9 protein-coding genes are annotated in these 16,219 nt (G+C 30.5%); all 9 read left to right on the top strand.

The features are described 5' to 3' along the window. The first annotated feature begins 1 nt into the window (after position 1). Positions 2-6,769 (top strand): leucine-rich repeat domain-containing protein, encoded by a 6,768-nt coding sequence (locus tag KQ51_RS02230; protein WP_038468387.1) that lies wholly within the window; start codon positions 2-4, stop codon positions 6,767-6,769. Between the two features lie 10 nt (positions 6,770-6,779). Beyond that, positions 6,780-7,634 carry a hypothetical protein gene (locus tag KQ51_RS02235; RefSeq protein WP_038468389.1) on the top strand — a complete coding sequence of 285 codons (855 nt, stop codon included), beginning with the start codon at positions 6,780-6,782 and terminating at the stop codon, positions 7,632-7,634. Then, the gene (locus KQ51_RS02240) at positions 7,634-8,521 is read left to right on the top strand and encodes a hypothetical protein (RefSeq protein WP_038468391.1); all 888 of its coding nucleotides are present in this window, start codon (positions 7,634-7,636) and stop codon (positions 8,519-8,521) included. Before KQ51_RS02235 ends, KQ51_RS02240 begins: the two co-directional genes overlap by 1 nt. 10 nt (positions 8,522-8,531) lie before the next feature. Beyond that, the gene (gene rimI / locus KQ51_RS02245) at positions 8,532-8,981 is read left to right on the top strand and encodes a ribosomal protein S18-alanine N-acetyltransferase (RefSeq protein WP_038468394.1); all 450 of its coding nucleotides are present in this window, start codon (positions 8,532-8,534) and stop codon (positions 8,979-8,981) included. Further along, complete coding sequence (tsaD, locus tag KQ51_RS02250; RefSeq protein WP_038468397.1) at positions 8,981-9,973, top strand: tRNA (adenosine(37)-N6)-threonylcarbamoyltransferase complex transferase subunit TsaD; 993 nt, start codon at positions 8,981-8,983, stop codon at positions 9,971-9,973. The genes rimI and tsaD overlap by 1 nt, the downstream gene beginning before the upstream one ends. A gap of 99 nt (positions 9,974-10,072) precedes the next feature. Further along, entirely contained in the window at positions 10,073-11,965 is a 1,893-nt protein-coding gene (locus KQ51_RS02255) for a hypothetical protein (RefSeq protein ID WP_038468400.1), read from the top strand. 90 nt (positions 11,966-12,055) lie between these two features. After that, positions 12,056-14,404, top strand: coding sequence for a CvpA family protein (locus KQ51_RS02260; protein ID WP_038468403.1), 2,349 nt, complete (start codon positions 12,056-12,058; stop codon positions 14,402-14,404). Between the two features lie 22 nt (positions 14,405-14,426). After that, positions 14,427-15,464 (top strand): hypothetical protein, encoded by a 1,038-nt coding sequence (locus KQ51_RS02265; RefSeq protein WP_038468406.1) that lies wholly within the window; start codon positions 14,427-14,429, stop codon positions 15,462-15,464. Continuing rightward, positions 15,464-16,180, top strand: coding sequence for a hypothetical protein (locus KQ51_RS02270; protein WP_038468408.1), 717 nt, complete (start codon positions 15,464-15,466; stop codon positions 16,178-16,180). Before KQ51_RS02265 ends, KQ51_RS02270 begins: the two co-directional genes overlap by 1 nt. Positions 16,181-16,219 lie beyond the last annotated feature (39 nt).

Raw genomic sequence — 16,219 nt, forward strand, 5'->3', positions numbered from 1 at the left:
GATGAAAAGAATCTTTAGACCTTTATTAGTATTTTTACTACTAATAGTAGTGTTTTTCGCAAGTGCTTGTAGTAGGAATGCTGAAAATGAACATCTACCTGAATATTGCCAAACATATTCCGGTTTTACGAGTTTTGCTAGTAAGGATTTTTATGATTTATTAATCGATAGTGGAATCAGTATTAATCGTTCTGATTATTTTGATGCTATTTCTGTCATTAGTTTAACTTTTGAAGTTGATGAACCTAATAGAAGTATTGATTTAAGTGGTATTCAGTGTTTCCAAAATCTAACAGATATTTCACTAACTGGACAAAGTTTTAAAGATTTAAGCCCAATTAGTGCTCTAAGCAATATACAAAGTATTGAATTAATTGGAACAAATGTAGTAAGCATTGACAGTTTTAAAAATTTGAGTAAAATTAAATCTTTAGAAATTTCTGATACACGTACCTTACAAAGTGTCGATGGTGTAGAAGAAATGACTAAACTAACCCATCTAGATTTATCTAACAACGGTATTGTAGATATTTTCGGACTCAATAATTTGATTAATTTAAGAACACTATATTTAAACGACAATGAGATTATCGAATTCCCATCAATAAACAATCTAGAATTCCTAGAAATACTAGATATAAGTGATAACAATATCAACGTTTTAGGTGATGATTTAAGTGGATTAAGCAATTTAAGAACTCTGAATGCAGAAAATAATGAAATCTGTGATTTGTCCACTTTGGACGATCTTGTAAGTTTAGAAACATTGATTCTTAGTAATAATGATTTAGGTTGTGGTGGTATTGGTGTCAGTCCTAACTTTGAAAGTTTAGAAAATGCGCCAAATCTAATAGAACTACGTCTTGATAACAATGATTTAACTTCTATCGAAGGATTAAGAGGCAGAGATATCAGTTTAACCACATTGTATTTGAATGATAATAATTTAACTGATATAACACCAATAGCAGAATATACAGATATCATTGAGTTATACTTAGATAATAATAATATAAGTAGTATAAACGATTTATCGGGAATGACAGGATTAACAAGTATTGATTTATCCCATAATAGTATTGTTGATATCAGTGATTTAATGAGTATTGAGAATGTTGAAATAATTAATCTATCATTTAATAATATCGTCATTATACCAGATATTAGTGCTGCATGGGGCAGTTTAACTACTTTAGACTTAAGTAGTAATGTCCTTACAGATACTTCAGGGGTTTCTGGACATCCAACATTAGAATCATTAATCCTTTACAATAATGGTTTAACTGAACTTTCAGGTATTAATGAGCTACCAAATCTAGATAATTTGGTAATATTTGATGCTGAATTAGAAGCGCTACTAGAGCCAGGGGATGTATTCCCGAACACAATTACAGTGATTAGAGATTCGTTTACTAATGTTCCTGAATTACCTTTACAAGCAGGAGATAATATCTTTGATTTTGGTTTTGAAGTTGAAGATAATTTACAAATATATAATAGTATCAATGGTTTAACAGATATAGCTACAATAAGATTTGAAGATATGAATATCGCTCTTATTGATGAATTATCTATAAACATACCTGGATTAACATCAATATATGTTGAAAACAATAATTTAACTGATATCAGATTTATCTTAGGTAATCCAAATCTTGAAAGATTAGATATTAGTGGGAACCCAGTTGCTAATCTACAAGTAATCAGTGGTTTATCGACAACGGATTTAGATAATTTAGAAGAAATAGATGCTTCAGATATAAGTGCTGATAATGATATCGTAGATGCTTTTATCGACTTACCAAGCATATTAAATATCAATTTAGCGAATACTCAAATTGTTAGTATCGATAATTCATTCAATGATTTAGCTACTTTAAATCTAATTACCTTTGATTCAGATAGTTTAGAAACAATAACTGATTCATTTAATAATATATTTGCAACTTACAATAGTAGTAATATATTTGCTTTAGATGCCGGTAAAATCGGTGTAATAAGCGGTTCATTTAATAATGGACACTATCATAGAATAGACCTAAAGGATCAAATTACAACCATTATTACTACATCAATAACTGATTCATTTAACAATTTAGTAATAGAGAATTCTTCAGGTGTTGATTTAAGTGGTTCTAACTTTGAAACAATAACTAATAGTTTTAACAATTTGGAAACAAGTTTATTATTACTTAATGATAGCAATGTATATACAATTACTAATTCGTTTGTATCAAGTACTATTGATGGACTTAATCTAGGAGAAAACTATTTACAAACAGTTCCTTCATTAGACCAAGCTACATCAATAGAAACTCTACTAATTTATAGTAATTTATTAAATACACTTTCATTCCTTGATGGGATACCAGGTGTTATAACATTAAATATCTCTGATCAAACTACAAAGGATACACATACAGCGACATTAGTAAGTATAGATGGTATTAATAATATGCCAACTCTTACTACTCTTCTACATGCCAATATTGGCGTAAGCCAAATAGATGGACTAAAAAATATCGGTATATCTGAGTTTATACTATCGTTTTCAGATAATAACGATATCTTAGTTGATACAATTAGCGCTACATCTTTTACTGGTACTGATTTAACGGAGTTAGATTTAGGAGGACATCAATTTACAGATGTTACTTTCTTAGATAATGTTGACAATTTGGTTTACCTGACAATAGGAATTGATTTGGCTGATTTGAGCGATTTCTCAGGACAAGACTTTGAATTAACTCTTGTACATTTGACGATTGAAAATCTCCAATCAATAACTGATTTTGTTTACCTAAGTGAATACGATGAGATTATAAATCTAACTATTGAATCTAGTCTAACTACAACATTAAATAACCTTGATGGATTAGATAAATTAGCAAATTTAACATTTGATTTTTCTCAAATCACATCAATTATAGATAGTTTTAATAATCTACCAGACTATAATCCAGATAATGATTATTTGGTTGACAATTATACTAGTCTTGTAGCAATTACGAATAGTTTTGATATATATGGTACAGCTTCTCATTATGATGCAGTTGAAATCCCTGCATCAATAACAGTAACAAATTCATTTAATAATCTTATCATTGTTACTATAAGTACAAACGAATTAGATTTAACACCTAATTTCGATACTCTAAGTTTTGACAATATAGAAGAGATAATCCTTATATATGGTGATTATTCTAGTTTTACGTTTTTAAATGGATATACATTACTAACAGATGTAACTATAGCTAATCTAAATGTAAATATTATTGATTTAGCAAATGATAGTATTGAGTTATTGCATATTATTTCTGCAGATAATGCAGTTGATACAATAACTGTTGATTTAAATGCTAATGCTACAGTTAATCTATCTTCATTTAGAACTGGTACTATTACCTTCAATACAGATGCACTGAGTTACGACGTTACTGCATTAAACGCTGATATCGTTATTAATACATCAGTTGCTTCGTTAAATCTATCAGTAGATGTTGATGATTTAACATTGAATGCTTCAAACGTAACTGCTATTGATCTTAATAATTATCAAACTACAAATACAATATTTAATACTGATGCACTAATTGATTTAACTAGAAACACAACCTTTGAAGTAAATGCTACAACATTTACTATCAATTCTACGGTTATTAGTCCTAGTTATTCTACAAGAGCAGCAAATTTAATAATTAACAACAACATTGCAACTTCCTATACAATAACTGTTAGCGGAGGAAAAGTTACAATAAACAATACACAAGCTGTTATAACGGTTAATGCAAATAGTACTGAATTAGAAATCTCACAGGATACATTAACTGATTTAACACTAAACGGAAGTATAGGTATTGTAGATATTTCATCAACTAATATAGATAACTTACTTGGTTCTGCTTCAATTACTACATTGAACTTATCAACAAGTGTTGCTTCTATAGTTGTATCTAATAACAGTATTACTACATTAATCCTCACAGATAATAATATAACGACATTAGATTTATCAACTAGTGGTGCGGATGTAGAGTTATATACAACAAACAATCAACCATTATCCGGTACTGTAATTTCAGATGTATTTACGTTAAACGCAAATAATATATCTTCAGTTATAATTGAAACTGGTTCAAACATAAATTCATTGCAGTTATCTAACAATAATTCACTGGATACTGTGAATTATAATGATGCAAGTATTCAATTCATTAATATTGATACAAATCAAACAACAATTAATATTACAGGAACAACATTCACAAACATTACTCTTGATGGTGCAAGTTATACCAATATAGTTATAGATGCAAGTCTAGCATTTGTAGTTGTTAATAGCTCAGGTACTGTCGTTAATGCTAATTTGAAAGTTGATGAAATCACATTTGACAATACATCTCTAGTTACACTAAATCTAAATGCATTAAGTGTATTAGATGAAATTACTATTAGTAATAGCTCTTCATTCACAACTTTCAATTCAAACGATGTAGATTTATCGTTTATCTCATTTGAATCAACAGAAACAATTATAGTTATAGATGCAACTAATGTTGGCCTAATTGGTTTAAATGGGGACAATTTCACAGATGTAACCATTGACGCAGGAGATGGTATAGTTAATATGAACTCAAATAACTCCCTGCCATTAAATCTTGATATTATTAGTTCTAACTTCTCATTATTAGGTGATACTTCAAGTATAACTTTCTTAGGAACCACTGATATTGATACATTTGGTGTTACTGATTTATCATTAACCAGTATCACATCTAATACAGCAAATATTGATACAATGAATATAGATACGTCTAGTGCAAACTTAAATGTTTCTGGCTCAAATATTCAAACATTCATTATTGATACATACATTACCTCATTAGATTTAATTTTATCTTCAACAACAGATGTTACAATTTCATCTGAAACAGGAGTAGATGTTACTACAAATACAAATGAGATTACTTTAACTGCTAGTGGAGATTCAAATATAACTAGTAGCACATTAGGTACTATTGATTTTGATTTAAGTACAAACGATTTAGAATTAATATTGAATAAGGCTAATTTAAGTTTCAGTCTAGATGGTACAGCTAATCAAGTAACTCTTAATGGAACTGATATTGATAACTTAGATGCACTAGCTACAACAAATATCGTGACTCTAGTGTTAAATACTCTAAATGTAAGTTCTCTAGATTTTACAACTGGAAATATTAATGAATTAGTGTTTAATACTAATTTGAATGATGTATCAATAACCGGAGATGAGTTAAACACAATTATAGTAAATGGAGATAACTTAAATTCTCTAACTGTAAATTCAACTGCCTTATCAAGTGAGTTAACTGTAAATTCAACTAATGGTTCACTTGATTTAAATGGTTCAACAAGTACGGTTTTAATAGATAATGATAGTTTAACCTCACTTAATATTGATGACTACACAACGACAGATTTAACATTGCAGGCAAATAGTTTAACTAGTTTTGACGATGGGACATCAGTATCTAGTACCTTATCAATAACTACAAACCAAGGAGTATTTACACTAACTTCTGATGCCCAAGCAATTAATTACTCTGGTTTAACAACAGGGACATTGAACTTGATAAGTACCAATACAGGTAATATTGATACAAACACAGAAACACTAGATTTAGATGTAACTAATGCTGATATCTACGTTTCAGGAACTAATCTTATTCAAATAACAGGAAATGTAGTATCTCTTCATTTTGGAGTATCTACAGGAACATTAACACTTGAATTGGTAGCAACTGGATTTGTTGATATAAATGGTAATAACATAACAACTCTGCAAGTGAATAGTCCATCAAACATTGATACATTGAGTGTTGGTTCGACTTCTGTATCTTTAATTGATACTAATGATGCGACAATATCTCAATTAAACTATTCTGGATCTTTTACAAACATCACAATAACTACAAAATCAGATTCACTTAATATAAATACATCAGGTAATGCTGAAGTTACTTTAGAATATGAAGGGGCAACTGCGTTAACCCTTAATGCTAACCTAAGTAATGAATTGATTCTTGATATAGTAAATAGTAATCAATTAACTATTACAGGAAGTATAGCAGTCCTTGAAATTGGTGGAGATAGCTTAGACACTATTACAACAACTTCATTAACAGTTCTAACATCGCTAACAATGAATGGTACACCAATTGATGATTTGGAATTCATTAGTAATGAAGTATTAGGGAATATAGACACAATAACGATTAATACATTAAGTGTTTCAAATATAGAAACTATTATGGCTAAACTAGATGGAACAAGTATTACACTTGTTAGTCCACTTGTTGATAATGATATATATGATTTCTATTATGATGAAGAATATACAAGATTATATAATTTAGAAACATCTAACAATGCACGTTATGATGCATTTAGAACAACTGCAATCAATGAAGCATGGGCAGAGATACTGACAAATCAATATATGGATCATTTAGATGAAACACTAACAAAAGCAGAAATTGATGCACAAATATATCAATCTGTACAAGATTATTACGAAGATTATCTTGATGATGCGGGAATTAATCCATTAGATGTTACACCAACAGAAGAAACAAATATAAAGAATGCAATTCAAGCAACTTTGGATGATGCATTATTAACACTTATAATAGGAGACATATATGTATTAGTACTTACTTCAATTGAAGAAGATGCCGATACATTTGCAATAGCACAACAAGCAAATAAAACATTCACATTAAGCTAGGAGGTGTCATATGAAAAAGCTATTTATTGCTTTACTATCAATTATTCTACTCACTGGATGCGGGATATTTGATCGTGGTAATTACGAAAAAGATCGTAGTGGCTTTGTAATCAGCGATGATTTAATCGTAAGTTATCATACCAATTCGATTGGCGAAATCGATATCTTTATGATTGATCAAATCATGACATTCTTTGATGCTTTAGAATATACAGGATTTGATGCTGCTACGTTAACAACGCACACAACAATTAATTCTTATGTTACAGTTGCTGAGTTAACTGATTGTGGTGTAGAAACAGCTTATCCAATTCCTAGGTTCCTTAGAATAGGGGAGAAAACATACTTCTACAACAACCGAGAAAATGGTTATTGTACATATGATGAATATATATTCCATGAAGACGGATTTAGTGATGAGGAAATAATTGCTCCTGAACTAGTTGAACCAATTGAAGAGTTAAATCGTCTAAGATTTAAAAATACAGATTTCACAATTAATACTTTTGAAGAAATTCTCTTTATTGAAGAAATTAAGTATGATGCTATTGATGATATATGGTACAAGGAGATTGTTTCAGTTCTCCCAATGTCATTAACCCAAGCTGGAAACAACTATGAAGATGCATATGAGATAATTGAAGAGCTGAAAGTGCTTGAGAATTACATTTTGGAAAATCAATCAGTAAATTTATTAAGACTAAGATTAGATTACAAAGAAGAGGATATTAACAACATATGGGAAGAATCAACCATAGAAGCTCTTGGAAGAGACCACGAAGTAATTAAAAAAGTACGACTTAAAAACACTGGAGAGATACTTGATATAATCAATGATGCTCTTTCTCGATTGGGGATGTTCTAATGAGAATATATAAGATATTCCTAATGTTATTCTTAGTCGTTGCCTTAGCAAGTTGCGCAGAAAGTGGTCCAGTTTATAACTTCCAAGAAAGAAAATCTTCTTATTATATAAGTGAAGATGAAACAATAATGATATATTACAAAACAAATAATGATGGTAAAATGGTAGAATTGAATGTTGATAGATTATTAACCATTGAAGAAATGATTCTATTAAACCCTACAATTGACTTTGGCTTTGAATTAGAAGGATTTGTCGGAGATATCTTTGTTGAACCAAGTAATACTTGCACAGATATATCAAATGACATTTTAATACCAATAAATTTAGAAGTAGGGAATACAAGATATAAATACGAAGATGACGAATGCAAGTATAAAACTGTCGATAACCATAATCAATTCAAACCAGGTTATGCTGATGAGTATTTATTAACTGATACAATACCTGTCGCATCTCACGTTGAGATTAGTATAATTATTTTTAATCCAACTGAATTAGTAAACTTTGTTGAAATATATGAATTACCTAATACTTTTAAGAAGGTTGGAGTAAATAGTATATTAATTAATAGAGATAAAGATGGTTTTGATAATGACTTAATCAATTACTATAAAGATATGACAATCTTTGAACAGTTATATTTGAAACATCAAGAGGATTCAGGTGCTTTAGACGAAATAAACGGCTTATCAGCTGATATAAATCTAATGGATTTAAACAGTTTGACAGATATTAATCCGTTAATTGATAATTTTGATGACATCTACGAGTCTGAAATTACTGCTATTGAAGAACTACAACTAGAAATTGGAGTTAACTTCGATACAGAGACCGAAGAAATTGAAGATGAAGAAATAGCCGGAGACGAAGAACCTATAGAATAGAGGTGATATTATGGGTATTACAGTAAGAAAAATGGATCTAAGTGATATACCATATGTTTATCAAGAAGAATTGAAGATTTTTGGTAAATCTCTAGGGGAAAAGACTTTATACAACGAAATAATGTATAATGATATGTCTAGATACTTTATTGCTTTAGTCGATGGACGAAGAGCTGGATATGTTGGTAGTTGGTTGACACTACCAAACGCAGAAATTCTAAACCTTTTTGTTTCTGAAAAATATCGAGGTTTAGGTATTGGAAGACTCTTAATGGATGAAGTTATTATTGTATGCAATGATAATGAAATAGAAAATTTAACATTAGAAGTACGAGTAAGTAATTTATATGCAATAAAATTGTATGAAGGATTGGGTTTTAAAAATGCTGCAATAAGGAAGAAATACTACGAAAACGGTGAAGATGCCTTGTTAATGGTATTGGATTTAGGAGTGAAATAATGAATATATTAAGTGTAGAAAGCTCTTGTGATGAAACAAGTGTAAGTATTATTAAAGATGGTAAAGAAATATTAAGTAATGTTGTTTTAAGTCAAATCGACATTCATAAGCAATATGGTGGAGTGGTTCCAGAAATCGCTTCAAGAGAACATATAAAAGGAATTACAATGGTCTTTGAAGAAGCCATACAAATTGCTGGAATAACAAGAAAAGATATCGATTTAGTGGCTGTAACTAAGGGGCCAGGATTAATTGGTTCACTTTTAATTGGGATAAATGCTGCAAAAGCTTTCGCGTTTGCTAATGACATTGAAATATCAGGTGTTCACCATATCGCTGGACATATATATGCCAATGCAATTAGTAAAGATTTAGAATTTCCATTAGTTTGTTTAGTTGTAAGTGGTGGACACACAGAATTAATTCTTATGAAAGAACATTATAGTTTTGAAAAACTTGGTGAAACTATGGATGACGCCGTTGGAGAAGCTTATGATAAAGTTGCAAGAACAGTTGGATTAGGTTATCCAGGTGGACCAGTTGTTGATCGTTTGGCTAAAGAAGGAAAACCTTCGTATAAAATGCCTGATATTAGTTTAGGAAATACATATAATTTCAGCTTTTCAGGAATCAAATCACATGTGATTAATTTAGTACACAATATCAACCAAAGAAATGAAGAAGTAAATATACCAGATTTATGTGCTTCTTTCCAAGAAACAGTTTCTGAGGTTTTAGTAAATAAAAGTATTAAAGCTATTGCTGAATATAACGCAAAAATGTTTATGATTGCAGGAGGAGTTGCTGCAAATAAAGGTTTGAGAAAGAAAATAGAAGAAAGAATTAACAATGTAAAGGTTGTTGTGCCAGAGTTTAAGTACTGTACTGATAATGCCGCAATGATTGGTGTTGCAGGGTATTATCAATACTTAAGCAAGCAGCAAACAGATGATATGAAATTAAACGGAAAAAGTAGGCTTAATTTAGAATAAATCAAGTTCATATCATATAAAAACTATATTCATAAAATATACACATATTTTCTATATACTAGGGTTGTATAAAGAAAGCTCTCGAAGGAGGAGACATTTATGAGAAAATTATTTTTAGCTATATTAATTCCAGTACTATTAATACTGGGAACACCCGCATTAGTGGCTACATTAATGTATGATGGTACAGGGGCAGAACAATTACCAGTTCACCTGTATACAGATGAGTACGACGCAATGACAATGGTATATGAAGAGTTAGACACTTCAATTACCGAAGTACAAGACGGAACTACTGACGACTTAGTATTTAATTTAAGTCAAGACGTAATTAACCGTGCAATTTATGAAGCAATTATAGGAGAAAATCCTGATTATGCTCCAGGAGAAAATTGTGCAAACGATCAAGAATGCTATATTTTCGATGAAGCACAGGAAATTGAAGGATATAATATTAGTTTTAGATTAGTAGGAGCTTGGGTATCATTCTATGATGGTTCAACAGCTACTGATCCAGGTAGATTTGTATTAAATGTTATGGCAGAGATTAACATTGATAATCAAATGACTTATAAAACTGTTTTAGAAGTACATATGTTATTTGATGATAACCCAGAAGAATACTATTTAGCATTTGATAAAATCCAAATAGGGAACTTACCATTACCTAAATCGATTTTCACAACAATTATCGGAATTGCTGAAAATCAAGGTAATATGGATTTACAAAGTGAAATAGATGGACAAATCCCAATGGGTGATTTTGATGTTGATACTGTATCATATACAATCGCAAAAGATGAGATTTTAGAACAAGTAGCTGAATCTCAAGAAGGCGAAAGTACTCCAGAATTTATGTTAATGCAAGAATTACTATCAATAATCTTTGATAATCAATTGATTAACTTTGATTTAGCCGATACTGAATTCGTGTTAACGGCTGGTGTATCAAAATTTAGAAGTGAAGACAATCCTGAATTCCCTGAATACTTATATGATCTACATGATCAAGAAGTAGTAGGTGGAGAAACAGTTATTGGTGAATTTAATCCTGATTTATTCGATCCAGAAGCTTATTTAACAGACGTATTTACTCAATACTTATTCAATAGTTCACTATTAGGTGGCGGATTTGAAATTGAAGAAGAAATCTTTAATAAGTTAATCTACAGCGCAGCTGGTGGATTTGCTGATACAAGAGGAGTTCAACCAATTCAAGTTTCAGAAACTGAAACTAAAGATATTGAACTCGGATTAAAAGCAATCTGGTTTGAGTTCGAGGAAGAAGATATATTTGTTCATGCACTATTCAAAATAGCTGGTATTGATTCATTGCTAGTAATTAGAGCAGAAGATGTAACAGCAGATGGTGTTGAAGATGAACTTAAATTTGAATTTACTGAAATTACATTTGGTAAAGATGAATTAGAAAACTCTGGAGACTTCATTGAAATCTTAGACTTAACAGCATTCAAAAACGTATTTGCTACACTTGGAGATGTTGAGTTCGCAGAATTTAATGCTGACGGAGACTTAATAATTTCTACTGAAAAACTATCAGGATTATTACAAGATGGTTCTGAAGAAGGTGCAGTAGTTGTATCTGGAATTAGTTTAACAGCAGACGCTATTGTATTAGATGTAGAAGCAAGTGACTCAGAACTTCAAGAAACATTAGAAAACTTCCAAGCAGCATTACAAGATGTTATTGAAAGTGAAGAATTACTTGATGATCTTGAAGGTGTATTAGATACAACAGGTGGCGGAGCAGAGCAAGAAGTATTTGAAGCGATAGAAGATATCCAAGAAACACTTGCTGGTGCTGAAGAAGTAACTCCTGAACAAGTAGAAGACCTTATGGAAAACTTTGAAGAGTTAGACGAAGAAACCCAAATTGAATTCTTAGAAACAATTGGTGGTCTAATCGATGAAGATTTATATGCAGAATTTGGAGACCTATTCGGTAATTTCGATCAAGGTGAAGAAGAATAAACTATAGTTTGAAATAAAACCAACCCTTATATAGAAAAACCCTTTATTAAACAAGGGTTTTTCTTGAAGTTTGAGGAAAGGAGGAAATAGATGTTATCTAGTATAATCCCTGAAATAAGTATAGATTTTAACTTTGATTTAATCTTAATTATGATTTACCTTTCATATCTAATATATGGATATTTTTCAGGTGGACATAAGCAAATTAGAATATCTATTAATTTAATCCTTCCTTTCGTAATAATTTATTATATGGGGAGTGCAATTACTACCTATCTATACGCTCCTTTATCAGAAACATTTTTCTTTGAATTAATAAATGAATATTTAGGTATCTTTAAAAATACAGTTGGAATGATATTTGCCTATGTATTTACATATGTGCTTTTATTTACAGGTGTGTTTGTTTTATCAATCTTTGCAAGAAGATATGTATTAAATGAAAATATGCGAGCTAAACTAGGTGTAAAGAACAAGTATATAGGGGCATTATTCGGGTTTATTAATGGATACGTGTTAGTGTATTTCATTATTCTCCCAGCTTTCAGTTTGAATCTAGTAGATACTAATGCTTACCTTACAAACTTTGTCCTAGAAAACCCTCCACCATTCTCAAGAATTGCTAGAACAGCTGAAAAAGCTGTTCCGATAAAAGGATTGGCTGATAAAGCTTCTAATTTTGAAGAATTACTAAGTGTGGATGGAATTGAAGGTTATTACAATGAATCAATATATGAATATCAACAGCAATATGTTGGAGGACAAGATTCTTACGAATCTAACTTTATGTCAGAAATATACCCTGAATTAACAATCGATGCTAAGAGAATAATAGATGATGCTTATTTTGCTTATTTTGCTAATGACTTAAGTTCATCCAACTATTACGGGGTATCATTAGTTCTGATTCAGGATGGTACAGGAGATAATTTAATCTACCAAGACTTACTTGGAAGTGAAGCTGATTTCCAAACCGAGTATACAAATGCCGTCAACACTAAAAATGAACACACAATAGCTATCGCACAATATGATACCGATTTAGAAAATTTTGAATATCAGGTATTATATGATGCTTATGTTGATGATTTAGAAGATTATATTGATGAATTAGAAACTTATACAATAGCTAAATTAACTGCCTTAAGTACTGGTAATGACTTTACCGAAACATTTGATTTTACAAGACCGACATTTACCTTAGTAGAACCAATTGATTTCATTTACGATGATGGTATTAATCCTTTAATACCTCCAACAGATCCATTAGAAAGTGTCCTAACTTCAGTCACAGAAGCTATTGCATTTGTAGATGAATACGAAGATAAAGTAAATATTTCATCAGAATTGAATACTTTAGGAACTAACTTTGAAAACCATGAAGGCTTATTAGTATGGTATGTTGATGTGTTAGCTGAAGGACAAAGTTTTGATCCGGGACTAAGTGATATTTCAAGTGTAATCGTTAGCTTTAAAGATAACTATGAAGTAATAAGTGAAAGTATTAACGACAAAGAACTAGAAGATAAATTATATTTAGCAGCAATGAGTATTAGAAGTTATGATGTTTTTACAATCTGGCTTGAACATACCCAAGGGAATATTGATTCTGTATCTCTAGATGAACTGTATTTAGAAGAGAATAGATGTCCTGCATTTGATGTTTCAGAAGTGACAGACTATAACTTTACTGATGATGCTTTAGGGATAGTAACAACGCTCTTTGAAGGTGAAAGTGTTTCGTGGATTATTATGGAGTTCAAATATGATTATGAAGCAGGATTATTCGATGAAGCCTTTACTAATTATCCAGAAGTGACTGATGTCTTAGAAAGTACTAAAGAACTTGTTGATGAATATGATGATAAATATAAGGATATTGCTAACAGTATTGAAGGGAATATCTCAATGTTATTTAAAATTGGTATTAGTGTTATGAAATACCATTTGGATGTCTATGAAACATTAGAAAATACACCATTAATTGCCGCATTCTTTAATGATGCTGCTAGATTCTGTGCTTCTCCAGACCCGGTAAGTGGGTATGATATCGAGATTTGCACGAAATCTGAAGGTGAAACAGGAATGTTTAAAGAAGTAATGAATATGCGATACCTAATTAGTGAAATCTACTTTAAGGCATACTTTATGGTTGACGAAGATAATGAAAGTAAAGCTTATGATTCAGAAATGATGTATGAATATCTAGATTCAGTTAATCAATCAGTTAAAGATAGTGTAATAAGCAAAGAGGTTGTAACAGCTATGGCTGATCAATTTGCTTTTAACATAATTGATGAATCAAATGGATTAACTCTTCTAGAGCAAATGTATGAAGATGGAAATATTTCTATCGAAGCAATGAGAGTTCTTGCAGATGACGAATACGAGTTGTTTAGTGAAGACTTCAGAGCCCGAGTAAGAAGTTTAATCAGATAAACTCTTGAAAGGAGGGAATACCATGAAATCTAGTGAAGAATTAATGTTGTTACTTGAACTTAATGGGTTTGACACAAGAAAATTTAAACTTAAAAAACAACTAGAGTATGAAAAAACAGGTAACCTAGAACTATACAAGCATAAGAAATATGCTGATTTAATTGTATGTCATTATACTTTTAATGAAGATGCTGATTTCTATCACCGTAATCCCTTAACCTATCAAGTTAATTGGAATCAGGAAGTAAGAAGTATGGATCAATTCCATATTACTCATCCTGATTTGGATAATGAAATAACATTGAAAGAGTTCCTAAACTTAAAAGATTTTAACCAAGTAAACCGAGAAAGCATCTTATATGACGTTTTAGATAATTGGGTTGAAGAATACCGTGAATCATCTATTACCCAAATGGAAAACCTTCGTGAAATGGTTAAATTATTACCAAAGAAAAGTAAAAAGTATAAAAAACCTAGCAAAATTACATTCTTAACAAGTGTTATTCTCGCATTGTTAATAATGCTTTTATACAAAGCTCCAGATTCATTAAAACCATCATTCTTGATCGGAATGCTATCATTCTGGGAAACAATTATTGATGATTATGTGCAATTGCTATATGATGTGCCTTGGTACAGTTTCTTAGGTAATGTTGCTATCTTTCTAATGATAGGATATGCCGTTCTAAACAATTTTATCTCTCGCTACATAAGAGATGTGAGAAGCGAGAAAAACAAGCGTGCAGAGCAAACTTTCGACAAATGGGAACAAGATATGAAAGATTCACGACTAAAACAAGCGGGAATCTTAGAAGATTATGTTGATATAGTAGTTAAAAACCCTGATAAATCAGAATTAGAACTAAAACAATTGATTGGACCTAGCATTTTACTTGATAAATTTAAAGACTACGTTCAAATGATTGAAAAGCGTTATGATTGGATGACAAAATACTACAAAACAATGTTTAGATTGTTACGACTAGAATATGTCTTAGCTTTTGTTGTATTTATTTTATTCTTTGCTGTAGGATTTGCTTTAATTAGGGGGTGGATCTAATGTTTAAAAGGAAAAAGAAACTTCAAGAGGAAATTATTGAAGAGGAATTAATCGAAAAGATCCAAGAACCTAAAGAAGACAAACTAACTGAAAAGGTAATAGAGCGTGACAAACCTTCTTCATTCTTTAATTTTGATAAAACAGAATCACAAGAACCAGATGAAGAGGATGAAAGTAATGAAGAAGTTATTACTATAGTTGTAGGGGAAGAACCTTGGCAATGGGCAAATACAGAGGAATATGAACTACGAAAAGAGAATAAAGAAAAAAAGAAAAAGAAACGTAGAAAAGGTAAAAAAGAATCAGAAGAAGTAGAAAAAGAGGAACTAGCAAAAGAAGAAGTAACAAAAAAAGAGTTGAGTACTTTCTTTGAAGATAGTAAGGATAAGAATAAGAAACTCAATCGCAAAGATAAAAAGAATCTTAAAAAAGCAGAAAGTAAAAAGAAAGATAAACGTCATCACATATCTAAGAAGGAAAAGCTTCAAGAAGACGTTAAGAACCAAAAGGTATTTAGATATAATGGCAAAAAATATACAAAAGTTGAAGAATTTATTACATATTTAAATGAACATTACTTAGATATAGAAAAAATATCTGAGGAAGTATTAGATGATGAAAACTTCTTTGGATGGGTAAATAAGAATAGTGGTATCTTTGCCACAAGCTTAAAAGAATTTAAAGAAATACAAAGAAAAATCGAGAATAAATCATAATTCTCGATTTTATCTTGATAAAAGTTATGTTATTATATA

It is taken from the genome of Candidatus Izimaplasma bacterium HR1, assembly GCA_000755705.1.
In the GTDB taxonomy this organism is placed as follows: domain Bacteria; phylum Bacillota_I; class Bacilli_A; order Izemoplasmatales; family Izemoplasmataceae; genus Xianfuyuplasma.